The following is a 23,004-nucleotide window of genomic DNA, read 5'->3' on the forward strand; positions in this document are numbered from 1 at the left end:
GGCGGGCGTCAAACACATTTCCCCGCCCGTACGTCTCCCCGCCCGTACGCCGGCGTCAGCCCGCGGCCGCCGCCCGGCGGTAGAAGTCGAACTGGGTGACACCGTTGTAGCCGTAGCTCTCCGGGTGCAGTTCGTGCAGCGCCACACCGGCCCGGGGGAGCGGGCCGAGGACGCGGGTCAGCAGTTCTTCGGCCCGGGCGATGAACGCGGCCTTCTCCGCCGCGCTGTTCGTGCCCGCGGTGAGGCTGCCTTCGACGTGTGCGTCGCGGGCGCCGGCCAGGGGCCTGCCGGCGACGAAGTAGCTGCCGGCAGGCACCAGGTTGATATGGACGATGGTGCGCGCCCGGTCCTTGCGCAGCACCGACACCGCCAGCTCGGTCAGCCCCTCGGCGAGGGCGCTCCGGACGTCGGCCGGAAGGGCGGGATCGGGGACGGTGACCCGGAAGTACGGCATGACTCTCCTCCGCATGTACGTGATCCGCTGCGTGTGCGCGGACCGCCGCCCCGGCGGATCCGGTAGCGGCGCGGAGCAAGCCTCGCCCGGCCTGGCACCATAGATCCAACGCATAGATGTCATACGCATATGAGGCTGTTGCATGACCGTCAACCTTCCCCAGCTGCGGGCCTTCCTCGCCGTCGTGGACACCGGCGGCTTCAGCGCGGCCGCCGCCGAACTCGGCATGAGCCAGTCCGCGGTGTCGCACGCCGTCGCCTCGCTGGAGCGCGAACTGGCCGCTCCGCTCCTGGTCCGTGCCACCCCGGCCCGGACGACGGCGCTCGGGGAGCGCGTCCTGCCGCACGCCCGCGTCGCGCTGTCGGCGGCCCGGTCCGTGGAACAGATCGCGGCCGAGGCCACCGGGGCCCTGACCGGCATCGTGCGGCTGGCCGCCACCCCGACGGTCTGCCAGGGCATGGTTCCCGGCCTGCTCCGGCACTGGCGTGAGGACCAGCCCCGGATCACCGTGCGGGTCTTCGAGGGCGACAGCGCCGAAGTGACGACCTGGCTGGCCGACGGGACGGCCGACGCCGCCGTCCTGATCGACCCGCCGCCCGGCCCCGGCATCCAGCTCGCCACGGACCACTACCGGGCCCTGCTGCCCCGGGACCACCCCCTGGCGGGAGAGCCGTCCGTCGACATCCGCGACCTGGAGGACGACCAGTTCCTGATATCGCCCAACGGCTGCGAAGCCCGCATCCGTACGATCCACGGGCTGGCCGGGCTGCGCTTCAACCCGACCCACCGGGTGCGGGACCTGGCGACGCTGATCAGCATGGTGCAGGCCGGCATCGGCGTGACCGTCCTGTCCGAGGTCTCCCGCTCGCTCATCCCTCCCGACCTGGTCCTGCTGCCGCTGGAACCCCGCACCGCGCGCCGCCTCGTCCTGACCGGGCCGCCCGGCCGCCCCTGGCACCCGGCGGTCCGCGCCCTGGCGGAGTCGGCGGCCGGCCACCTGGCCCGTACGGCTTGAGGCCACGCGGCTCTGCGGTCGGCCTGCCCGGTCCTCAGAGCCAGCCGCGGCGCGCCGCCTGGACTCCCGCCTGGAAGCGGGTGGTGGCGCCCAGCCTCGCCAGGAGGGCGGAGACGCGGCGGACGACGGTGCGGCGGCCCAGGCCCAGCCGCCTGGCGATCGCGTCGTCGGTGGCGCCGCTGGCCATCAGCGTGAGGATCTGCCGGTCGCGTTCGTCGATCTGCGTGCCGGTGCCGTCCGCCGACACCGGTACGGCGAGCCGCCACAGCGACTCGAACACGTTGGACAGCGCCCGGAACAGGCTGGACGGGCGGATCAGGAGGGAGACGACGCCGGGGCGGGCGTCCGCGGCGAGGGTGACCACGGCCAGCTCGTCGTCGCTGATGGCGAGCTTCAAGGGCGGGTCGTCCAGCGTCCGCGCCTGTTCCCCGGCCGCGATCATGCGCGCCATGTTGGGCCCCGCGACGGGGTCGTCGAACGCGGAGCCGTGGTAGATGGTGCGGTAGGCGACACCGGCGGCCATGCGCTCGCGTTGCAGCACCTCTTGTTCGAGGTAGTGGCCGGCCGTCCCGGAGTACGGCGGCATGTCGATGACCCGGATCTGGTGGCGCGCGGCCTGCTGGAGTTGCCGGCTGATCGCCAGGACGCGCGCGGCGTCCTCGACGACCTCCAGCGCGCCGTAGTGACCGGCGTCCTTCCTGGCGAAGCGGTAGAGCTGTTCGAGCTCCGTACCGGTCCGGCGCAGGGCCGACCGCAGGGCGGCGTCGCGTTGCAGCAGCGCCTCGACGACCTGCGCGGGCGGTAACGCCTCCCAGGCGTCCTCCCAGGAGTCCTCCCCGGCGGCACTCACTCCGGGCTCCGGATCCGTCGCCACGACGAACTCTTCGGCGGCCAGTTCCTTGAGCACCGCCCGGACGACGGTCTCGCTGAGCCCGCAGCGGGCCGCCAACCGGCTCGCGGGCTCACGCGGATGACCGACCAGGTAGTGGTAGACCCGTCCGCGGTCGGAGTCCGGGTCCAATACGTCGTGCACGACACCCCCTCGCCGTACCGCAGCCGTTCGAGTTGTTCGATACGGCCACCGGCCGCCGCAGCATACTGCGAAGGCGGCGCACTTGCGCCAGTGGCTCACCTGCGCCACCGCCCCGTATGGCTTCGTGCGGAGCGCTGCGCTGAGATTTCGGGTGTCCGGCCGCACCACCACCTTCCCCCGGCATCGAGCCCACCCCGAGGACAGCTGATGAGACCAGTCCTGCCCACCCGGCTGCTGCGCGCGAAGGCGGCGGTCGCCGCCGCGGCCGCCGCGCTCCTGTGCCTCGGCCTCGGCGCGCCCGCCGCGCGTGCCGAGGCCCCGGGCCCGCCGCGCATGAACGACGGCTTCGGCCTGTCCCAGACCGGCGCCGCCACCGGCACCGCCACCAACTTCGTGATCACGGTGCACACACCAGAGGTCTCCGGGGAGCACCGGATCCGGATCCTGCTGCCCAGCGACTACGCGGCCGATCCCACCAAGCGGTACCCGGTGCTCTACTTCCTGCACGGCGCGTCGGACAACCCGGGCAACGCGAACCTGGCCTACCCCGCCCTCGCCGCGGCCAAGTCGATGATCACGGTCATCCCGGACGGGGGCCTGCGGGGCTGGTACGCCAACTGGCTCGACCAGTCCACCGCCGCCGGTGTGCAGAACTGGGAGAACTTCCACATCAAGCAGGTGATCCCGTTCATCGACGCCAACCTCCGCACCGTCGCGGCCAAGAAGGGCCGGGCCGTCGCCGGCCTCTCGATGGGCGGATTCGGCTCCCTGCACTACGCCCAGACCTACCCCGGGCTGTTCAGCCAGGTCGCCTCGCTCTCCGGCGCGGCCGACCTCTCGGTGAACCACATGGTCATGCGAGGGGCCGTGGTCGCCACGCTGACCAACATCGGCGCCGCGCTGTGCGGCTCCAGCGGCCCCGACTGCTCCCTCAACTTCGGGCCCACGGTGTCGAGCGACGCAATCTTCGGCTCGCCGTACCCCATCTTCAACGCCGACCGGCGCTGGAACGAGGTGGACCCGTCCGCGCACATGGACCGGCTGGCCGGCATGGGCGTCTCGCTCTACACGGGCAACGGCAACGGCAACCCCGCCGAGCCGGAGTTCTGGGTCAAGTCGGCGACGGAACACGCCAGGGACGGCCTGGAGCGGCTCGGACAGCCCTCCCACTACGTGGACTACGGCAACGGATCCGGCTGGGGCGAGAACTGCAACGGCGGCCACAACTACGGGTGCTGGGCGCAGGACCTCGTGGACTTCGTCCCGCGCCTCGAAGCGGCCTTCGCGTCCGCCGCCTGACCGCGCGGCCCGACGCCTTCCGCCCGACCACCCGCCGCCCCGGCAGAACGGAACCCGCGCATGATGAAGCGACTGCGCACGCTCGTACTCGGCCTGGCCGTCATCTGTGCCTCGGGACTCACCGCAGGCACCGCCGCCCCGGCCCACGCGGCAGAGGGCAAGCGCGTCCACAACGGGATGCAGATCATCTTCAGCCCGTCCATGCCCGACGCCTTCTGCACGATCGGTGCGGTGGGCACGGACAAGTACCAGCACAAGATCGCCATTTCGGCGGGCCACTGCATCAACGACCCGAAGTACGCGGACCGCGAGATCCCCGAGAACGTCGGCCCCGTCTACGACCGGGCGGACAGCGGGTCCGGCCCGATCGGCTACGTGCGCTACTTCAAGGACGCCGAGGGCTCCCAGACGGGCCACGTGACCAAGGACTACATGGTCATCGAGCTGGTCCCGCAGATGACGCTCTCCTCGCAAGGGCCGTACCTGAAGCAGACGGGCGAGCTGAAGGTCCCCGGCGGAACCGCCAGCCCGAACGCACCGGGTGCCGCGCTCGACAGTGAGCGGCTGCTCGCCCCCGGCTCCACCGAGCTCATCACCTCGGGCCAGTCGGGCGTGTGGTACGGGACCGTCATGGACAACGACCAAGGCGTCTACCGGTCGGCGGCAGTGAACATGAGGGGCGACTCGGGCGGGCCGGCCATCGCGCGCGTCCCCGGGAGCGAGCTGCCCTCCCAGAGCAACGGATTCAAGGCCTCCGGACCGTGGGCCGGCATCACCAAGGGCATCACCCTGAACCTGCCGCCCTTCCTCTACACCAGCTCGGCGAACATCCTCGCCGATCTGCGCGCACGGGACGCCGCCGCAGCCCCGGCCGGTGTCTTCGGCGCGGGCTTCACGGTGACCGCCAACCCGTGAGCCGGGGCACCGGATCCCGCACTGACCTCGGTCAGTGCGGGATCTTCTCCTTCCCCGGGGCTGCGCCCGGGGCGGAGGCGGCACCGAGTACCGCGAGGACGGCCAGGACGAGGACGGCGACGCCGAGGACCAGGGCGACGACCGCCGTCGTGGGGTAGTTCCACAGGATCAGGGCCAGGGCCGCCGCCGCGATGACGATGCCGGTGGTCCAGGGCCGGTGCGTCTCCAGCCACTGGCCCGTGGCCCCGGTCCGCAGGCCGGAGCGGGCCATGGCCCGCCCGGTGGCGCCGGTGGCCCGGGTGGTCACCGAGCGGATGAACCGGGCGCCGCGCCCGGGGCCGTAGAGGTATCCGGCCAGCGCCGTGATGACCGCCGTGACGAGAACCGTGCGGGTGCTGTTCCGCAGGAAGCGGACGAAGGTGTCGTAGATCGTGGCGGCCGCGTCCGCGGGCAGGACGGTGGCCGGGACGGAGTCCAGATAGACGCGCCGTGCGACGGCGAGTCCCACCAGGAGCAGCAGCATCATCACGCCGATGCCGACGGCCGCGGCGATGAGGGCCACCCGGTGTGCGGGAGCCGTCCACACCGCGAGCGCGGCCAGGACGAACACGGTGACGGGCAGCCAGGTCCCGACGGTGTCGAGCAGGCGCATGAGCCCCTGGGCGTCGTCGAGTTTGTCGGTCCGGAACAGGGTGATCGTCTTGTCGACGTCGGGGATGTGGGCGGCCTTCTCGTAGCCCTCGTCGACCAGCTTCGCCTCGACCTTGTCGGCGACGGTGCCCAGGTCGAGGACGACGGCGTCGCCCTTGGCCCGCACGGCGCTGCTCCCCTCACCCGTGAGCGTCTTGACGACGGCGGCGTGGGCCCGCCGGTTCGCGGCGTCCCACAGCTCCGCGACCTGGTCGCTCGTGACGACCTCGTTGACCACGGCGCGGACGGACGCGGTGAGGGCGTTCTTGAGGGGACCGGCGAGGAGGTGCGACTTGTCCACGACCACCGGTGGCGCGTCGGCCTTGGCGAGCGCGCCGCTGACGGCGTCGGTGATGCCGTTGACGTCGACGTTGTCGACCACGCCCGTGGTCAGCCGGTCCGTGACGGCGTTCTGCACGGACGGGTCCTCGGCCAGTGGCGCGACGGTCTGGACGTACCGGTCGGTGTCCGAGACCTGGCTGCCGGCCCAGGCCGCCACCACGGCGAACGGCGAGAGCACGAAGACGAGCAGCAGCAGGACGGACGTCACCGCGTAGCGCGACCGCCGGTGACGCAGGGCCTCGCTCCGGCGAAGGCGCGCGTAGTCCCGGCGCTCGCTGGGGACCAGGGGTCCGTCACCGTACGACGGGCCGGGATCCCGCGGGCCGCGGGCACGAGGCGGGTCCATGGCGCTCCCTCCTCCGGGCGGGACGTGTGCGGACCGGCGTGTGACGTGTGCGGGCCGGCGTGTACGGATCGGATCGGGCACGTGCCGGGCGCTCGGAAGGCCGGTCTCCTCCGCAGGCTGGCCGACCGGCGGCGCGGGCCGCATCACCCGCAGCAGGTGAACCGGGCCCGTCCGTCACTCGGGCAGGCGGCGCATCTCCTCCACGCTCAGGCCGAGGTCCTGGAAGCGGGCGAGGAGCCCGTACAGGTGGGCCTCGTCCGTGACCGCGCCGGAGAACAGCGTCTGCCGGGGTACCGGTTCCGCCTTCAGCTCCGGGAAGGCCTCGGCCATGAGCCGGGAGACGCTGCCCGTCACGCGGAATTCGTAGCGCATGGTCGAACCGCTCCCACCTAGGGCACTTCGGGGCACAGCATTCGGTGCCAGGGTGCGCCGCCGGAAGGCCTCCGCCATCACCCGGCACGGGTGGAGGCCGGCCGGCCCGCCACCCCGTCAGAGGATGCGGAGCTCCCTGCCCCGCTCCACGGCCTCACGGCGCCGGGAGACGCCCAGCTTGCGGTAGACGCTGCGCAGGTGGGTCTTCACGGTGTTGACGGACAGGGACAGATCGTCGGCGATCTCGTCGGCGGACATCATCCTCTGCACGCACAGCAGAACGTCGCGTTCGCGGCCGCTGAGGGGCTGGACCGGGTCCGGGAGGTCCGCGCCCCCGCGGGCAGTGAGCCAGCTGCCGGGGGCGGGCGCGGGGCCCGTGCCGCCGGTGCCGTCCAGCAGGTGGCGCAGCCAGGGGCCGGCGTCGCCGAAGGGCCGGCGCAGCCGCTCGGGCCGGGCGGCCTCCAGCGCCCGGCCGAGCAAGTGCTGAGCGGCCGCCCGGTCGCCGGCCTGGAGCGCGGCCCGGGCCCGCAGCAGCTGGACGCCCACGCGGTCCGGGAGGCTGAGGTCCGGCGAGTTTCCGGCGCGGGCCAGCAGCCGCAGGGAGCGGTCGGTGCGCCCGGCGGCGAAGTGGGCGCGGGCCAGGGCGAGGAGGGGCGCCGGGCCGTCGGCCCGGGTGCCGTGCACGGCGACGGCGGCGGCCTCGTGATCCCCGCGGGCGAGCGCCGCGGCCGAGCGGGTGAGCGCGAGCCGCTGGGCGGGCCACGGCGCGTCGCCCGCGCCCGGGAGGGGGAGGGCGGCCAGAGCGGTCTCCCAGCGTCCCAGCGCGAGTTCGAGGCGGGACCGGAGCACCGCGGCCTCGGCCGCCAGGAGCGGGTCCTCGTGCACGTCGCGGCACGCGAGGGCCTGTCCGAGCCGGCGGTGGGCGGCTTCCTGGTCGTCCCGTTCGCACGCGACCGCAGCCAAAGCGAGGCAGGCGGCGCCGGAACGGCGGTCCGGCGCGGCACCGCACTGGTCGGCGACCGCCAGCGAGCGCAGCGCGTGGTCCTCCGCCGCGGTCAGGGCGCCCGCGGCCGCCTCGGCCACGGCGAGCAGCCCGAGGGACAAGTGCTGTACGGGGAGCGACGCCTGCGTGGTGCAGGCGCCGGCCGCCTCGGCGCAGAGCCGGCGGCCTTCGGCGAGGCGGCCGCGGCCCAGGAACGACCGGGCGAGCCCGTAAAGCCGCAGCGCCTCGATCTCGGGGTGCGCCCGGATCAGCTCGGGCGGCATCCGCCGCATCAGATCCGCGACGGCACGCGCGGCTTCCTCGGCCGGGCCCGGCGGCCCCGGCCCGTCCGCTTGCCGGTCCGGCCCCGGCCCGTCCGCTCGCCCGTCCGTTTGCCGGTCCGCCCGGGGTTCGCACAGCAGGCACAGCAGCGCGTGGGTGAGCCCGGCCTCCGGGGTGGGCTCCTTGCCACTGCGCCGCAGGTGCCGTCCGGCTTCGGTGAGGCGCTCGCGGCAGCCGGCGCGGTCGTGTCGCGCCAGCCGGCAGGCGGCTGCCAGCAGGGCGGGCCCGGCACCCGGCACGGAGGCTGGCATACGGGAGAAGGCCCGCTCTATCCGCTCGCCGTCCGGAGCCGTGAACATGGCTACGGCCAGCAGGTGGCGGACGGCCTCGGAGGCGGCGTACTGCCAGTCGCCGGCCTCCGCGGCGTGCTCCAGCGCCTCGGTGACGCGGCCCTCCCCGGCCAGCCACCGGGCGGCACGGGCGTGGAGCCGCGGTACGAGAGCGGGGTGCCGGATGCGCAGCTGGGCGCGGAGCACGTCGGCGAACAGCGGGTGGACCCGGCACCACGGGGTGCCGGGGACGGGGTCGACGAAGGCGTTCTCGCGGGTCAGCCCGGCCAGGACCGCCTCGGCGTCCTTGCGCCCGGTCAGGGCGTTGACCAGGTCCGGGTGGAGGCGGTCGAGGATACTTGCGCGCAGCAGCAGTTCTCCGGTGGCGGCGGGCCGGGTGTCGAGCACCTCGGCGACCAGGTAGTCGGAGACCGCCTGCTCGGTGCCGGTGAACGAGCGGGTGAAACCGTCCGGATCACCGGTGCGCTGCACGGCCAGGGCGCACAGCCTCAGGCCGGCGGCCCACCCTCCGGTGCGCCGCGTCAGGGCCCGGGCGACGTCGTCGCCGGGCTTGAGGCCGTGTCCGTGCAGCAGTGCTGACGCCTCGTGGGAGGTGAAGGCCAGGTCGGCGCCGCGGATCTCCGTGAGCCGGTCCTCCGCCCGGTAGCGGTGGAGCGGCAGCAGGGGGTCCGCCCGGCTGGTTACGACCAGCCGCAGCAGGGGCCCGCAGTGGTCGAGGAGGAACTCCAGGCCGGCCGGTACGCGCCGCCCCGCTACCTTCTCGAAGCCGTCGAGGACGAGGACCACGGGGCCGGGGAAGTGTTCCGTCGCGGCGGCGAGGCGGGTCAGCAGGGACGTGCCGACGCTGCCGGGGCGGGCGGGCATGCTGATCCCGCCGGGCGACCGGGGCAGGGCACGCCCCAGGGCCTCCACCACGTAGCTCCAGAAGATGCCCGGTGCCGCGTCGTGCGGGTCGAGCGTCAGCCACGCCACGGGCCCCGGGGGCTCGCCGTCCCGTGTCCACGCGGCGGCGAGGGCGGTCTTTCCCGCGCCCGCGGGGCCGGTGACCAGCGTGACCGGCCCGTGCGTGCCCGCACCGACCCTGCCGAGCAGCCGGGGCCGGGAGACGTGGTGGCGAGGAGCGGCGGGCACCGTGAACTTGGCGGCGAGCAGGGGATCGTCCGACCAGGCCAGCGTCGTCCCCCGCCCGTCACCGGAGAGCGGGAATCCGCTCGGAGGCATCCGATCACCACCGTGCCCTGGGGAGCCGCGGCGCCGCTGCGGACGCCCTCACCTGCGGCCGGTCCGTCTCGGCGGACCGTTCCTTCCATCTTCACCACGCGCGGCCGGTGATCGCACACGGGCCCGCCCCGGAACCTCCGGCCACCCGCCCCGGAACCTCCGGCCCCCGGCGCGGGTCGGCGACACGCCCCGTCCAAGGCGCCGGCCGGTCAGCGTGCGGTTCTAGAGTGCGATCAAGTGCCGCTCGCCGGTCACCGGGGCGCACCGGAAGGCGGAGAGGTGCAGGCGTGAAGCGATGGCGGGCCCTGATCGTGCTCGGGACGGCCCAGTTCCTGATGGTGCTGGACACGTCGGTGATGAACGTCTCCATCAGCAAGCTGGTCGAGGACTTCGACACCGAGGTCACGGCGATCCAGGCCGTCATCACCCTCTACACCCTGGTCATGGCCGCCTTCATGATCACCGGGGGAAAGCTCGGCGACGCGTTCGGGCGCCGCCGGGCCTTCACCGCCGGGCTCGTCGTGTACGGAGCCGGGTCCGCCGTCACCTCGCTGGCGCCGTCGCTGTGGGTGCTGGCGGCAGGCTGGGCGGTGGTCGAGGGGCTCGGCGCCACCCTCGTCCTCCCGGCGCTCGCGGCGCTGGTCGCCGGTGCGTACCGGGGCCGCGAACGGGCCGTCGCCTACGGCGTCATCGGAGGCCTGGCCGGCGCGGGCATCGCCGTGGGGCCGCTGCTCGGCGGATGGGTGACGACGTATCTGACCTGGCGGCTGGTGTTCGCGGGCGAGGTCGTGATCGTCATCGCCATGCTCTGTGCCGTCCGGTGGATCCCGGACACCCCGGCCGAGCCGAGGACCGCGCTGGACAAGGGAGGCGCCGCGCTGTCCGCGGCCGGGCTCGCCCTCGTCGTCCTGGGCGTCCTCCAGAGCAGTTCCTGGGGGTGGCTGAAGCCCCGGAACCCGCCCTTCACCGTCCTCGGCTTCTCCCCGACCGTGTTCGTCATCGCCGCGGGAGCCGTCGTCCTGTGGCTGTTCCGCGCCTGGGAACGGCGGCAGCAGGCGCGGGGGAGGGAGCCCCTGATGCGCCTGTCGCTGCTCGGGGTGCCGCCCCTGCGGGCCGGGCTGACCATGCTGCTCTGCCAGAACCTCGTCCTGCTGGGCCTGTTCTTCATCATTCCGCTGTACCTCCAGGTCGTGCAGGGCTTCGACGCCTTCCGGACCGGCCTGCGGCTGCTGCCCGTGTCGGTGACCATGCTGGTGTCCTCCATGACCGGCCCGCTGCTCGGCCGGATCGCGACGCCCAGGACCGTGGTGCGCTGCGGCCTGCTGGTGCTCGCGGCGGCGCAGGTGTGGCTGCTGGCCACGATCGAGCCCCGGATCGACAACCTCTCCTTCGGCCTGGCGATGGCCGTCCTCGGCCTGGGCATGGGGCTCCTCGCCTCCCAGCTCGGCAACGTCGTGCAGTCCGGCGTGAGCGAGGGGGAGCGCAGCGAGGCCGGCGGCTTGCAGTACACCGCGCAGAACCTCGGCTCGTCCCTGGGCACCGCACTCATCGGCTCCTTGCTGATCGGCGCCCTGGTCCACGCGTTCACCACGCAGATCAGCGACAACCCGAAGATCTCGGACGCGGCACGCCACCAGGCCGGCATCGCCATGGAGGCGGGAGTCAGCTTCGTCAGCACGGACCAGGTGCGCGCCTCCGCCCGACGCGCTTCCCTCCCGCCGGCCGAGACCGATGCGCTCGTCGACTCCTACGCCGCGGCGCAGCTCGACGCCCTCAAGGCCGCCGTCCTGGCCGCGGCGGCCGTCACCCTCGGCGCCTTCCCGTTCACCCGCCGGCTGCCGGCCGAGCGGCTGACGAGGGAGGACGGCCGGTGAGGGCGGTCCTGCGCCCCCTGGGCACGTCGACCGGCCTCGTCCTCGCCTACTACCTCCTCCCCCTGAACAAGAGGTTCGAGGGAGGCACCGCCGTCGCTCTCGTCCTCGGACTGGCCGCCGTGACGGCCCTCTTCGCCTGGCAGATCCGCTCGATCCTGGACTCTCCCCGGCCCCGTCTGCGGGCCGTCGAGGCCCTGGCCACCACGGTGCCGCTGTTCCTGCTGCTCTTCGCGGCCGCGTACTACCTCATGGACCAGGCCCGGCCGGGCGGGTTCGGCGAGCCCCTCAGCCGCACCGACGCCCTGTACTTCGCGCTCACGGTCTTCAGCACGGTCGGCTTCGGCGACATCGCTCCTCGTACGGAGGCCGCGCGGATCGTCACCATGGTGCAGATGACGGGTGACATCCTGCTCGTCGGCGTCGCCGCCCACGTCGTCGTCGGGGCGGTCCAGTCAGCCCTCGCCCGCAAGCCCGCCGACGACGGGTAGGGCACGGCCGGGCGCGAACGCGAGCCCTCATAGGCGCCACCGGTCCGGCCGCGGCCGGCCACCCTCACCCGGAACGGGTGAGGCAGCCCGGCGCGCCGGGCCTCACAGTGGCAGTGATGAACGGCGGCGGACGTACCACCGAGGGATCGCCGCCGGCCCGCACGGCAGGGTCGGCCACGGTGCAGGCCCAGGCGCTGCTGCCGATGATCTGGGCCGACCCGCAGCACATGCCCGAGCAGCTGGCCTTCTTCGCGGTGCGCCGGTTCGGCCCCCGGGCCGCCGCCTCGGTGGCCCGCCGCAAGCAGGGCGGACCCGCCGCGGGGGACGACGAACTGCGCCGGGAGGCCATCGCCCACGGAACGCACATGACGATCGCCGACGGCGCCGTGCTGGGCGGCCCGTTCATCGTCCTCATGCCCGTCAGCTTCGTCGCGGCGCTGCTCTCCCAGGCCCGGATGGTGCTCGAACTGGCCGTCCTCGCCGGGCGCGACCCCCTCAGCGAACAACGAGTGGCCGACCTGCTGGTCCTCCAGGACGTGTACCCCTCGACGGAGGCGGCCACCGAGGCCCTGCGCGAGGCGAAGCGCCGTCCCCCCGGGGGCCGGGGCCGGATCCCCCGGCGGACACGCTGGTCGCTGATCGCCCGGATGGCGGCGATCCTCGGCCTCGTGGGCGGCAGCGGCAAGCAGAGCACACTCCGGCGCGTGGTGTCGTCCCTCCCGATCGCCGTTCTGTTCCTCGTGGGCATGGTGCTGCCGCTGATCTGGGTGCCCGCTCTGGCGGTGATCTACCGGAAGAACACGCTGCGGCTCGGAGCGAAGGCCGTGCAGTACTACACGCCGGGCGCCGCGGGGGACCTGCTCAGGCACCGGAAGCGGCTCACCCGCATGCCCAGGACGGTGGGCGTCGCCGCCGTTCTGCGCGTGTTCGCCCTCGCCGTGGTGCCCTTCGCGGCCGCGGCCGCGGCGGCATTCGCGGGGCTGCGGCTGGCCGGCGGGTTCTGGGGCACCTGTCTGATCGTCCTCGTCGCGGCCTCCCTGCTCGCGGCAACCCTCTGGTTCATGCACCGCCGGTCGCGCCGGTGATGAAGAGGAAGGAGACCGCCGTGACTCCGCAGGAACCCCACCTGTCACCGCAGGAACGCGCGGCGCTCGGCAAGGCCGCCCGTCGCCGGATGCCGCGCTCGGCCCACGCCGAGCCGCCGCCCGCGGCGGGCCGGGCCGATCCGGTGGAGCTCCTCGAACGGCAGAGCGCCGACCGCGTGCCGGAGCTCGTCCCCCTCCGCTACGGCAGGATGCTGGAGTCCCCGCTCGCCTTCTACCGCGGCGCCGCCGCCGTCATGGCGGCGGACCTGGGCGCCCGGCCCCGCACCGGGATCGAGGCGCAGCTGTGCGGGGACGCCCACCTGCTGAACTTCGGGCTCTTCGCCTCGCCCGAACGCCACCTGGTCTTCGACGTCAACGACTTCGACGAGACCCTGCCCGGCCCGTGGGAGTGGGACATCACGCGGCTGGCCGCCAGCCTGGCGATAGCGGGACGCGAGAACGGCTTCCCGGAGGAGCGGCGCAGGGACGTCGTCCGCGGCACCGTGCGCGCATACCGAGAAGCGATGCGCGGCTTCGCCGGGATGCGCAACCTCGACGTGTGGTACGCGCACTTCGACGCCGGGCAACTGCACGTGCTCTTCGCCGAGCGGCTCGGCAAGCAAGGACGCCGCCGGATGGCACGAGCGCTGGAGACCGCGCGCGGCCGCGACCACCTGCACGCCTCCCAGCGGCTCACCGAGGCCGTCGACGGCACCCGGCGGATCGCCGCCGATCCGCCCCTGCTCGTCCCGCTGGGCGACCTGATGACCGGCGACCGCCGGGCCGAGCTCGAAGAACGCCTCCGCCGGCTCGTCGAGCGGTACGGCCGCAGCCTCGCCTCCGACCGCCGACACCTCCTGGACCAGTTCCGGATGGCCGACGCCGCACGGAAGGTCGTGGGCGTCGGCAGCGTGGGCACCCGCTGCTGGATCGTGCTCATGCTCGGCCGGGACGCCGACGATCCGCTGATCCTCCAGGCCAAGGAGGCCGGCTCGTCGGTACTGGCACCGTTCCTGCGACCGAGCCCGTACGGCAATCAAGGGCAACGCGTGGTCTGCGGACAGCGCTTGATGCAGGCCGTCAGCGACATCCTCCTCGGCTGGGAGCGCGCCGCCGGGTTCGACGGGCGGCAGCGCGACTTCTACGTCCGGCAGTTGCGCGACTGGAAGGGAGCCGCCCGGCCCGAGACGATGCCGCCCGGCCGGCTCCGGGCCTACGGGGAGCTGTGCGGCGCCACGCTGGCCCGCGCCCACGCCCGGTCCGGCGACCGGATCGCGATCGCCGCGTACCTGGGCGGCGGCGACGCCTTCGAACGGGCCCTGGCCGAGTTCGCCGAGGCCTACGCCGACCGGAACGAGCGCGACTTCCACGCGCTCGCCGAAGCCGCGCGGCACGGCCGCGTCGTGGCCCGGCGAGTCTGACGCGTCCCGGTCGGCCGGGCCCGGTCTGTGGTCCGGCGTCACCGCCTCTTCCACTCGGGGAGGGGCAGCCCGCCGGAGACGCTCTCCCGCAGGGACGGCCGGCGGGACGCGGCCGCCTCGTACCACCGGCCGTACCGGTCGGCCAGGGGGACGGACGAGACGCCGTGCAGGAGGACGCCGAGGCCGACGGTGACGGCGACCGCGGTGCCCATGGACCGGGCTCCGGGCGCCGCCTCGGCCGCCACGATCAGCCCGAGCACGAGGGAGGGAAGGCCGCGGGACCCGAACCAGGCGGTATAGGCCACGGTGGGGGGACGCAGCCGGCTGCCGGCGAGCGCGAGGACGGTGGGCAGCGCGCGCACGACCGTCAGGCTCAGCACCGCGTAGCAGGCGACGCGCCAGCTCAGGTGCGCCAGCGCGGGGCCGAGCAGCACCGCGCCGAAGACCAGGAAGCTCAGCGCGGCCAGGAGCGCCGCAAGGTGTTCCACCGACTCCAGGGTGTCGTCCGCGCCGTCCTCGCCGTCCGTGGCGGGGCCCGGCGGCGGTCCCGCGCGCAGGGCCGCCGCGAAGGCGAAGCCCGCCACCCACGCCGCCACGAAGGCACTGCCGCCCGTGGCCGCCGCGAGCGCCCCCGCCCCGGTGGCGAGTGCGAGGGGGAGGATGCGGCGCCACTCGTCGGTGACCCGGCCCGCCGCCCGCGACCTGCTCAGCAGCATCCCGCCGAGGCCCCCGGCCACCAGCCCCAGCAAGGGACTGAGCAGCAGCACGTGCCGCAGGATCCCCGCCGCTCCCTGATGGGAGGCCGGTGTCCCGGGCAGAGCGACGAGGAGGACGGCGAACGCGGGCAGGACCAGGCACTCGTTCAGGCCGCACTCCGCATTGAGCCCGTGCCGCACGACCGCCGGGATGCGCGGCGCGAACACGGCGGCCTTGCTCACCGACGCGTCGGTGGGCGCGAGGATCACCCCGACGAGCGCCGCCTCCCATCCCGTCAGGCCCGGCAGCAGCCCCCACGCGAGCAGGCCACCGCCCGCGATCGTCAGCGGCAGCCCGACGACGAGGAGACGGCCGGGGAGGAACCAGCCGCTGCGGAACTCCTCCGACCGTACGGTGGCGGCGTCGGTGAACAGGACCAGGGCCAGGGCCGCTTCGGCGAGGGTGAGCACCGGCCCGGCGTCGCGCTCCAGGTCCAGGAGGCCGAGGCCGGCCGGGCCGATGAGCAGCCCGGCAGCGGTGAACACCATCGGCGCCGACACGGCGCTCGCGGCCAGGCGCCGGGAGACCAGCGCGTATCCACCGGTGACGGCGGCCACGGCAGCCACCGCCCATCCGCCGTTTCCGCTCACGGTCCCTCCTCCGGCCGCCCGGACGGACCTGTCCAGGAAGAGTGATCGGTCCGGTGCCCGGTGCGGCACCGGACACGCGGACGCTCACCCGATGGACGGACACCGGAAGGAACTCACTCTGCGCCGGCCGGGTCCTCCTTCTCGTGATCGAGGGCAAGATCGAGGGCAAGGAGGGCGGCGCCGATCCACCCGGCCTCCGGGCCGAGGCGGGCGGGCACGACGGCCGGCAGGTCGCGGTGGCCGGCGGCGGTGACGTAACGGGCGAAGGACGCGCGGACGGGCTCCAGCAGGAGTTCGCCGACTTCCGCGACGCCGCCGCCGATGACCACCAGCTCGACGTCGAAGAGGTTCACGAGCGTCGCGACGCCGATGCCGAGCCACTGGCCGAGGCGCTCCAGCTGGGCCCGTGCCGCCGGGTCTCCGGCGCGTGCGGCCGCGGAGACCGCCTCGCCGGACACCCGGCCGGACGCGTCGGCGAGCGCGGCCAGCGCTCCGCCGGGTTCGGCCGCGGCCGCCGCACTGCCGTAGCGGCCGAGGGCCCGTCCGGAGGCCAGGGGTTCGAGGCAGCCGACGGTGCCGCAGCCGCAGCGTTCGGTGCCGTGCGGGTCGACGATCATGTGCCCGATCTCCGTGGCGATCCCGGTGCGGCCGCGGAAGAGGCGGTCGGCCAGGACGATGCCTCCGCCGACACCCGTGCCCACGGTGAGGAACGCCATGTCGGCGGCGCTGTTTCCCGAGCGGTACTCCGCCCAGCAGGCGGCGTTGGCGTCGTTCTCGACGACGGCCGGCAGCCCGGTGGACTCCTGGAGCAGCTGCTGGAGCGGCAGGTCGTGGAAGTCGGAGTTGTGGGCCGTGCGGATGCGGCCTTCGGGCCAGCTGACGAGGCCCGGCACCCCCACGCCGACGGCTGCGACGCCCGGGTTGCGGGAGCGCAGTCCGTCGACCAGGACGGAGACGGCTTTGAGGATGGTCGCCTGGTCGGAGGGGCTCGGCACGGCCGGGACGCGGTCGACGACCCGGCCCTCCGCGTCGGCCACTCCTGCCGCGATCTTCGTTCCGCCGATGTCGAGGCCGACGGAGAGCCGGCCGTCGGCGGGGATTCGTGGACGCATGGGGGCACTCCTACCGGGGTTGGAGCCGGACGCCGGGACAGCTCCGGAGAGCGATCAGCGCTGCGCCGTGCGCGCCGCGGACGGCGTCCAGCGGTTTGGTGACGATCTGACAGTCCCTGCTGATCTGGAACGTGTACGCGGGGAACTTCCGCATCGCGTGGAGGAACGCGCTCGCAGCCCGGTGCCCGGGCCCGCCGCCGATGAGATCCTGCGCCGCGTAGACCACCACGTGGGTCGGCCCGAAGAGGGTGAGGAGCGTGGCGATGCCGCGGGCGATCGAGGTGCCGGCCTTGCGGAAGGCCGCCACCGCCTCGCGCGCCTGCGCGTCGTCGCTGTCGGCGATCGCGATCGCGGCCTCCAGTCCGTCCAGCTCCCGGCCGGTCCGCTCCTTGACCACGGCGGTCAGGGCCCGGTTGCCGACCTGGCTCTCGATGCACCCGCGCATCCCGCAGTCGCAGATGCGGCCCCGCGGCCACACCTGGAGGTGCCCGAACTCCACCGGCGCGGATAACGGTGCGCCCCGGACCACCATTCCGGCGCCCACGCCGTCGCGGATGAGGATGACCCCGAACGTGGTGCTGATGCGGCCCACGCCGAGGCTCTGCTCGTACGCCGCGAAGGCGTGCGCGTCGTTCTCCACCGAGGTGGCGCAGCCCAGCATCGAGGCGAGTTCCGCCCCGAGGCGGACGCCCTTCCACCTGTACGGGGGAGGTTTCTCGTGCCGGTGGTCGTCGGGGCCGTTGACGAGGTGGAGCACCGTACCCGTGTCCGGGTCGACGGGCCCGCCCACCTGGACCCCGACGCACACCCTGCTCCTGGGGAAGGCGCACCCCAGCCTGTCGTCGACAAGATTGTCCGCAAGGTCGGCCACGCGCTTCACCACCTCCGCCGACCCCATGACCGTGAGGTGCCGACGGGAGCGTGCCAGGACCACGCCGTCGGACCCGACAACGACCCCGGTGAGCTTGTACGGCTGGATCTCGATGCCGATCGCGTAGCGCTCGTGGTCGAGTTCGTGCGAACGCCGGAGGATCTGCCGCACTTTCTCGTCGTGCACGTTCACGTTCATGTGCCACCTTGCGTCCGGTGGTGCGCTGGAGGGAGAAAGAGGCTCAGGTGAGGGAACCGGGGGACACCGCCTCCGGGTATCGCTGGACCGCGGAACGGATGGCGATGGGGGTCAGTGTGATGATCTCTTCGGCGTCGGTTTCGGCGTCAACTCCGGCTTCTTCGTCCATGTCCCGGGCCGCACGGCGCAGTTCCTGCGCCCGCCCGGTGGTCACGCAGTCCCACAGTGCGCCGACGAGATCGATATCGTGCGTGTCCTCGAATTCCTCGAAGGACACCTTTTCGGTGATGAGCCGGCGGCTTCGATTGACGTAGGGAAGATGGCGTACGCACTCGGTGAGAAATGCCGTCTTCAAGGCGGGATCGGCCTTCTGCGGTTTCGGAACGGGGAGCAGCTCCTGGTCGCGGAAGCTGCTCAGTGCCCGTGCCACCGTCTCCACCGCGAGTTCGTCGATAGCGTCCCGGCGGAGATGGGCACGTTTCGGGCGGTCCGCCGCGGCAATGGCGAGCAGCCACAGGTGGATGACGTGATAGCCGTAAGCGGCCCAGCCGGCCCGGGAATCGAAGCGGGGGATACCGGTCGTCCGGGCGCCGTCCGGGGCAGGTGCGCCCGGTGCCGGACCGACGAGCCGGTGCAGCCGCTCCTCCACCTCGTCCGGGGTGAGACGGCTCTCGACGTCGGCCCGGACGGCCCGGAGGAATCGCTCGAACGCCGGGTGCACGTGCTGTGCGGCGACTCTGGTGGACTTCGGCTGGGCCCTGCACGTGGCGAGACCGTTTTCATCCCTTGGGGACACGCGAACCTCCTTCTTATTTCTCGTAGTTCTCCAGTGAGCTCCGCAGCGTGGCGATCGCGTGCCGCAGATTGCTGCGGACCGTGCTCGCCTTCACGCCGAGCAGCGAGGCCATTTCCTGTGCGGAATAGCCGTCCAGGTGCAGGGCCAGGACCTGCCCCTGCCGAGGGGGGAGACCGCGCAGGATCTCCAGTACCCTTTTGCGCTCGTCCGGTTCGGCGCGGGGCCGGGCAGCCGGGTGCGGGCCCGCCAGGTGTGCGCTCCGGGACTCCAGGACCAGACGCCTGCGGTTGTGCTCGGCCTTCTTGCAGTACGCGTGCCACGCGACTTTCCAGACCCAGCCTGCGGGTTTTTCGCAGTCCGCCCACCTGAGCAGGAGCTTGTGCATGGCGTCCTGCGTGGCGTCCTCGGCTTCCTCATACGTCGCGCCGACTCTCATCAGGTTGTGTACGACTCGTGGATACTCCGCCGTAAAGAAAGCCGCGAAACCCGGCAGTTCGGCGGGTGCGGCTCCGTGATCTCCTTGGCGGCTCACTCAGCCACCTCCTCGGGATCGGTCACACCCTTATAGGTCCGCGGGGGGCCGGAAGTGTGCAATGCCCCGCCGGAGGCTTACGTTCCTGTTTTCTGCCTTCTCTCATGCTTACCGTCATGCCCGCAGCACTTGCACGAGAACGGCGCGTTCCGCCCCTTCTGCATAACAGCCCCGATGAATGCGAGGACCTCATGCGGCGCAATGGCAGCACAGAGCATCCCGACGCAACCGGCTCCACCCAGCGGAACCGCCACCCGGGCTCCATGGAGGCCGTGGCCCTGGTGAACGGCGTGACGGCGAGCATCGGAGGCACCTATGTGGTGACTTCGTCGCTCCTGATCGCGGCGCTGGCCGGGGTGCTGGCGGTCGCCGTGGTGACCCTGCACCTCAAGTTCGGTTCGTGAGCGGACTCAAGTCCGGTTTGTGAACGGGCCGTTCCGGAGGGCGGCGCCGACGACCGAGGTCACGACCTTGCGGACGGCGCCGGCCTCCGGCCGGGGGCCGGTGCGGTCGGCGAACAGCAGATGACCGGCGCCGATCAGCGCGGGAGCGAGCGTGCCGACGTCCGCATCGGCCGCGATGCGGCCCAGTTCGCGCTCGGCGGCCAGGTACGAGGCGACCATGGCGGTGGCCTCCGTCAGCAGCGGGACGCCGCCGCCGTCCGGCCCGGCGCGGCGCAGCCGGGCGCGCAGGTCGTCCCGGAAGGTGATGAGGGCGACGATCGCTACGGCGACCGAACCGAACAGGTCGGTGAGCGCGGCGGCGAGGTTGCCGGCGACCGAGCCGGTCCCCGCGGCGCCGCGCAGCGCCGCGGCCTGGCTGTCGACGCGGGCGATGCGGTCGCGCACGAGCTCGGCGAGGAAGGCGTCGAAGTCGGCGAAGTGCCGGTGCAGGACGCCCTTGGCGCAGCCCGCCTCCGTCGTGACCGCCCGGCTGGTCAGCGCGCTGGGCCCGTCCCGGAGCAGGATCCGCTCGGCGGCGTCGAACAACTGCTCACGCGCGTCGCGCAGGGCCACCCCTGTCGGCATGCCGCACATCCTTCCGTCTCCCGCCGGACCCTATCCGTTGACGAGTGGGCGCACGCCCACCGATAGTGGGCGCATGCCCACTCTACCGTCAGGGCGATCGCGCCCTTCAGAGCAAGAGCCGCACCAGCACCGGGAGATGGCCGAGTCGTTCGGCTCGGACGCCGAACGGTACGACCGGGCCCGGCCCCGCTACCCCGACGCCCTGGTGGAGCGGATCGTCGCCGAGGGACCCGGTCACGGCACCGGCCCGTACGTCCTCGACGTCGGCTGCGGCACGGGAATCGCCGCCCGGCAGTTCCAGGCGGCCGGTTGCAAGGTGCTGGGGGTGGAGCCCGACCCGCGGATGGCCGCGCTGGCGCGGCGGCTCGGGGTGGACGTCGACGTGTCGGCGTTCGAAGCCTGGGACCCGGCCGGGCGCGCCTTCGACGCGGTCGTCGCCGCCCAGGCCTGGCACTGGATCGACCCGGTCGCGGGAGCGGCCAAGGCCGCGCGGGCGCTGCGGACCGGCGGCCGGCTGGCGCCGTTCTGGAACGTGCCGCAGCTTCCGTCCGAGGTGACGGCCGCCTTCGCCGCCGTCTACCGGCGCGTCGCGCCCGACGCGCCGTTCAGCCTTCCGACGACGACGGAGCAGGCCATGGACGGGCACCGGCGGCTCGCGACCAGGGTCGCCGACGCCGTACGCGGGACGGGCGCGTTCGGGGATCCGGAGGAGTGGCGCTTCGACTGGGAGTGGTCCTACACCCGGGACGCGTGGCTGGACCAGATGCCCACCCACGGCGCGCTCACCCGGCTCCCGCCCGGCAAGGTGGCGGAAGTGCTGGAGTGCGTCGGGTCCGCCGTCGACGCGATGGGCGGCAGCTTCACGGTGCGCTACGCGACGGTGGCGCTCACGGCGGTGCGCACCAGTGGCGCATGAGGCGGCCGGTGTTGCCGCACGCCACTGATGTCTACTGACGCCTGCTGATACCTCCTGATGCCTATCGCGCCGCTGCGAGGACGAGCGACGCGGCGGCCAGCGCCAAGTAGGCGCCGGGGAAGGCCATGTTGCGGTAGACGCGGGCGCGGACGTGTGCCGTGACGGCGCCCACGTAGAAGAGGACCAGCCCGGTCGCTGCCGCGACACCGAGGACGGGGACGCCGAGCAGCCCGAGCAGGAGCCCGGCGGCGCCGGCCCCCTTGAGCGCGGCGAGCCACGGGAGCCAGGACTGCGGGAGGCCCACCTCGGCCGAGTTGGCGAGGACGAACCCGGCCTTCGCCAGGTCCGCGACGGCGATCCCGGCGTTGACCGCGATCGTGACGGCGGTGACGATCACGTAGGAGATGAACACGTGTCTCCCTTCGGTGGGGCGCAGCGTGAGCGCGCTCCGGCCGGCTTCTCTGCCGGCGCTGCCGGCGAGGCTACCCGGGCGCGTCAGACGAGGCCGAAGGGGGCCGGGGAGTGTCCCTCCCAGATGCGGCGGGAGGCCTCTTCCGGGTAGGGCACGGTCTCCGATTCGGCGTCCAGGACGCGAGTGAGCCGTTCGCCGGGCCGGTGGGCGGCCCATCCGGGGGCGCCGGTGGTCGTGATCCGGCCCTCCTGCAACTGGCCGGCCCGCGTGCTCGGGTGGATCCGCGCGTCCTACCCGGGGTTGCGCGGGGTTACGGTCATGCGGATGTCGTCGGCTGCCCGGAGGACGAACCGTTCGACCGGGGTCACCTCGTGCCCCGGGACGGGCCGGAACCGGAAGCGCTTGAGGAGCACGGCCAGCACCAGCTCGGCCGTGACCATGGCCAGGCCGGCGCCTTCGCAGCTGCGCGGCCCGAGCCCGAAGGGGACGTAGGCCAGCCGGTGCCGCCCGGCCTCCTCCTCCGGCGTGAACCGCTCGGGCCGGAACCGCTCGGGCTCGGGCCAGTGCTCCGGGTTCATGTGGACGGCCCAGAAGGGGTAGAAGACGGTCGTCCCGGCGGGGATGTCGTAGCCGCCCAGGACGAGCGGCTCGGTCGTCTCGCGCGCGCCGTAGGGGCCGGGCGGGTACAGCCGCATGGCTTCCTTCACGACCATGTCCAGGTACGTCAGCCGCCGCAGGTCCGCGTACCCGGGCGCGGCACGGTCACCGAGCACGCGGTCCAGTTCGGCGGCGACGCGCGCGGTGGCTTCGGGGTGCCGGCCCAGCAGGTGCAGGGCCCACGAGACGGCCACGCCGGTGGTGTGGTGGGCGGCCAGCATCGTGACCATGACGGTGTCGCGGATCCGCGCGGGCCGCTCGCCCGCCTCGACGAGGGCCCCGATCAGGTCGCTCCTGTCCGTGCGGTTGCCGGAGCGGTGGGCCGCGACGACTTGGTCGACCGTCGTGCGCAGGTGGGCGAGGGCCTGCCGCGCCCGCTCGGCGCGCTCCTCCGGCGAGCCGGGAGCCGGTATGCGGTAGAGCCGCCCCAGGCGTTCGGTGAGCACGTCCTCGAAGGCGGTGACGACGCCGTCGGGGTCGGCGAGCCGGCCCCCCAGCGCGTACGTGCAGATCATCCGCAGGGACAGCGCGGTGAGATCCTTCTGGAGCTCCACGGGTTCGCGGCCGGACCGCTCGGCCCAGCGGTCCGCGAGCTCCGTCGTCAGCGCGGTGAACTCCGCGAAGTGCCGCTCGTGGGACGGACGCCCCGCCAGCACCGACAGCAGCAGACGCCGCCACGGGCCGTGTTCACCGGCCGGCATCACCTGAAGGTTGCCCGTCTCGAACAACGGCGCAAGAAACGCGAACAGTTGCTCCGGCCGCTTGTCGATGCGCGCCGTGGCCTCCAGCAGTACGGGGTCGGAGACGGACACGGCCGTGCCCGTCTCCGACCCCGGGAGCTGGAACCGCACGACCGGCCCGTACGCGGCGTGCAGGTGCAACTGGTAGGTGTGCAGGCCGCCCGCCGCGGCGATGGCACCGAGACCACCGTCCTCCTGGGGCGCGGGACCGGGGATGTCCATGACGG

23 protein-coding genes are annotated in these 23,004 nt (G+C 73.4%); 9 read left to right on the plus strand and 14 right to left on the minus strand.

Translation table 11 applies throughout. The features are described 5' to 3' along the window. Positions 1 to 55: 55 nt before the first annotated feature. A complete protein-coding gene (locus D7231_RS00200) occupies positions 56 to 454 on the minus strand; it encodes a tautomerase family protein (protein WP_120752828.1) in 399 nt (132 codons plus the stop codon). Positions 455 to 596: 142 nt separating this feature from the next. On the opposite strand from D7231_RS00200, the gene D7231_RS00205 reads away from it, so the two are divergent. Continuing rightward, positions 597 to 1,469, plus strand: coding sequence for a LysR family transcriptional regulator (locus D7231_RS00205; RefSeq protein ID WP_120752829.1), 873 nt, complete (start codon positions 597 to 599; stop codon positions 1,467 to 1,469). Positions 1,470 to 1,503: 34 nt separating this feature from the next. Here the strand turns inward: D7231_RS00205 and D7231_RS00210 are convergent, their stop codons facing one another. Beyond that, on the minus strand, positions 1,504 to 2,502 hold the full coding sequence (locus D7231_RS00210; protein ID WP_147449657.1) for a helix-turn-helix transcriptional regulator: 999 nt from the start codon (positions 2,500 to 2,502) through the stop codon (positions 1,504 to 1,506). 207 nt (positions 2,503 to 2,709) lie between these two features. On the opposite strand from D7231_RS00210, the gene D7231_RS00215 reads away from it, so the two are divergent. After that, positions 2,710 to 3,801: an alpha/beta hydrolase gene (locus tag D7231_RS00215; RefSeq protein WP_120752831.1), complete on the plus strand. Its 1,092-nt coding sequence runs from the start codon at positions 2,710 to 2,712 to the stop codon at positions 3,799 to 3,801. Between the two features lie 60 nt (positions 3,802 to 3,861). After that, positions 3,862 to 4,716 (plus strand): chymotrypsin family serine protease, encoded by an 855-nt coding sequence (locus D7231_RS00220; RefSeq protein ID WP_199739274.1) that lies wholly within the window; start codon positions 3,862 to 3,864, stop codon positions 4,714 to 4,716. Positions 4,717 to 4,747: 31 nt separating this feature from the next. Here the strand turns inward: D7231_RS00220 and D7231_RS00225 are convergent, their stop codons facing one another. The 3 genes from D7231_RS00225 to D7231_RS00235 all read right to left on the minus strand — a co-directional run bounded on the left by D7231_RS00225 (position 4,748) and on the right by D7231_RS00235 (position 9,301). Further along, a complete protein-coding gene (locus D7231_RS00225) occupies positions 4,748 to 6,094 on the minus strand; it encodes a hypothetical protein (RefSeq protein WP_120752832.1) in 1,347 nt (448 codons plus the stop codon). A 174-nt stretch (positions 6,095 to 6,268) separates the two neighbouring features. Then, a complete protein-coding gene (locus D7231_RS00230; protein WP_120752833.1) occupies positions 6,269 to 6,466 on the minus strand; it encodes a hypothetical protein in 198 nt (65 codons plus the stop codon). A gap of 117 nt (positions 6,467 to 6,583) precedes the next feature. Further along, positions 6,584 to 9,301, minus strand: a complete 2,718-nt coding sequence (locus tag D7231_RS00235) for a winged helix-turn-helix domain-containing protein (protein WP_120752834.1) — start codon at positions 9,299 to 9,301, stop codon at positions 6,584 to 6,586. Between the two features lie 287 nt (positions 9,302 to 9,588). Here D7231_RS00235 and D7231_RS00240 point away from each other — a divergent pair, with 287 nt between their 5' ends. From D7231_RS00240 to D7231_RS00255, 4 genes are all read left to right on the plus strand, one after another. Then, a complete protein-coding gene (locus D7231_RS00240) occupies positions 9,589 to 11,175 on the plus strand; it encodes an MFS transporter (RefSeq protein ID WP_120752835.1) in 1,587 nt (528 codons plus the stop codon). Beyond that, positions 11,172 to 11,663, plus strand: coding sequence for a potassium channel family protein (locus tag D7231_RS00245; protein WP_120752836.1), 492 nt, complete (start codon positions 11,172 to 11,174; stop codon positions 11,661 to 11,663). Before D7231_RS00240 ends, D7231_RS00245 begins: the two co-directional genes overlap by 4 nt. Positions 11,664 to 11,779: 116 nt before the next feature. Beyond that, entirely contained in the window at positions 11,780 to 12,748 is a 969-nt protein-coding gene (locus tag D7231_RS00250) for a hypothetical protein (RefSeq protein ID WP_120752837.1), read from the plus strand. Beyond that, positions 12,748 to 14,169 (plus strand): DUF2252 domain-containing protein, encoded by a 1,422-nt coding sequence (locus D7231_RS00255; RefSeq protein ID WP_120752838.1) that lies wholly within the window; start codon positions 12,748 to 12,750, stop codon positions 14,167 to 14,169. The genes D7231_RS00250 and D7231_RS00255 overlap by 1 nt, the downstream gene beginning before the upstream one ends. A 38-nt stretch (positions 14,170 to 14,207) precedes the next feature. Here D7231_RS00255 and D7231_RS00260 read toward each other — a convergent pair whose 3' ends face one another. The 5 genes from D7231_RS00260 to D7231_RS00280 all read right to left on the minus strand — a co-directional run bounded on the left by D7231_RS00260 (position 14,208) and on the right by D7231_RS00280 (position 19,024). Next, positions 14,208 to 15,515 (minus strand): cation:proton antiporter domain-containing protein, encoded by a 1,308-nt coding sequence (locus D7231_RS00260; RefSeq protein ID WP_120752839.1) that lies wholly within the window; start codon positions 15,513 to 15,515, stop codon positions 14,208 to 14,210. A 113-nt stretch (positions 15,516 to 15,628) separates the two neighbouring features. Then, positions 15,629 to 16,627 carry an ROK family protein gene (locus D7231_RS00265; RefSeq protein ID WP_120752840.1) on the minus strand — a complete coding sequence of 333 codons (999 nt, stop codon included), beginning with the start codon at positions 16,625 to 16,627 and terminating at the stop codon, positions 15,629 to 15,631. A gap of 10 nt (positions 16,628 to 16,637) precedes the next feature. Next, a complete protein-coding gene (locus D7231_RS00270) occupies positions 16,638 to 17,696 on the minus strand; it encodes an ROK family protein (RefSeq protein WP_120752841.1) in 1,059 nt (352 codons plus the stop codon). Positions 17,697 to 17,739: 43 nt separating this feature from the next. Beyond that, entirely contained in the window at positions 17,740 to 18,417 is a 678-nt protein-coding gene (locus tag D7231_RS00275) for a hypothetical protein (protein ID WP_120752842.1), read from the minus strand. Positions 18,418 to 18,505: 88 nt separating this feature from the next. Further along, the gene (locus D7231_RS00280; RefSeq protein ID WP_120752843.1) at positions 18,506 to 19,024 is read right to left on the minus strand and encodes an RNA polymerase sigma factor; all 519 of its coding nucleotides are present in this window, start codon (positions 19,022 to 19,024) and stop codon (positions 18,506 to 18,508) included. A gap of 116 nt (positions 19,025 to 19,140) precedes the next feature. Between D7231_RS00280 and D7231_RS00285 the strand changes: the two genes are divergently transcribed. Further along, positions 19,141 to 19,428 carry a hypothetical protein gene (locus tag D7231_RS00285; RefSeq protein WP_147449658.1) on the plus strand — a complete coding sequence of 96 codons (288 nt, stop codon included), beginning with the start codon at positions 19,141 to 19,143 and terminating at the stop codon, positions 19,426 to 19,428. Between the two features lie 6 nt (positions 19,429 to 19,434). Here the strand turns inward: D7231_RS00285 and D7231_RS00290 are convergent, their stop codons facing one another. After that, a complete protein-coding gene (locus D7231_RS00290; RefSeq protein WP_120752845.1) occupies positions 19,435 to 20,052 on the minus strand; it encodes a TetR/AcrR family transcriptional regulator in 618 nt (205 codons plus the stop codon). A 73-nt stretch (positions 20,053 to 20,125) separates the two neighbouring features. Here D7231_RS00290 and D7231_RS00295 point away from each other — a divergent pair, with 73 nt between their 5' ends. Then, on the plus strand, positions 20,126 to 20,968 hold the full coding sequence (locus D7231_RS00295) for a class I SAM-dependent methyltransferase (protein WP_120752846.1): 843 nt from the start codon (positions 20,126 to 20,128) through the stop codon (positions 20,966 to 20,968). Between the two features lie 61 nt (positions 20,969 to 21,029). Here the strand turns inward: D7231_RS00295 and D7231_RS00300 are convergent, their stop codons facing one another. The 3 genes from D7231_RS00300 to D7231_RS00310 form a co-directional block, all read right to left on the minus strand. Then, positions 21,030 to 21,380 (minus strand): DoxX family protein, encoded by a 351-nt coding sequence (locus D7231_RS00300; RefSeq protein WP_120752847.1) that lies wholly within the window; start codon positions 21,378 to 21,380, stop codon positions 21,030 to 21,032. An 83-nt stretch (positions 21,381 to 21,463) separates the two neighbouring features. Beyond that, positions 21,464 to 21,634, minus strand: coding sequence for a hypothetical protein (locus D7231_RS00305; RefSeq protein WP_199739275.1), 171 nt, complete (start codon positions 21,632 to 21,634; stop codon positions 21,464 to 21,466). Between the two features lie 36 nt (positions 21,635 to 21,670). Then, on the minus strand, positions 21,671 to 22,999 hold the full coding sequence (locus D7231_RS00310) for a cytochrome P450 (protein WP_120752848.1): 1,329 nt from the start codon (positions 22,997 to 22,999) through the stop codon (positions 21,671 to 21,673). Between the last annotated feature and the right edge of the window lie 5 nt (positions 23,000 to 23,004).

It is taken from the genome of Streptomyces klenkii (genome assembly GCF_003626645.1).
Lineage (GTDB): Bacteria > Actinomycetota > Actinomycetes > Streptomycetales > Streptomycetaceae > Streptomyces > Streptomyces klenkii.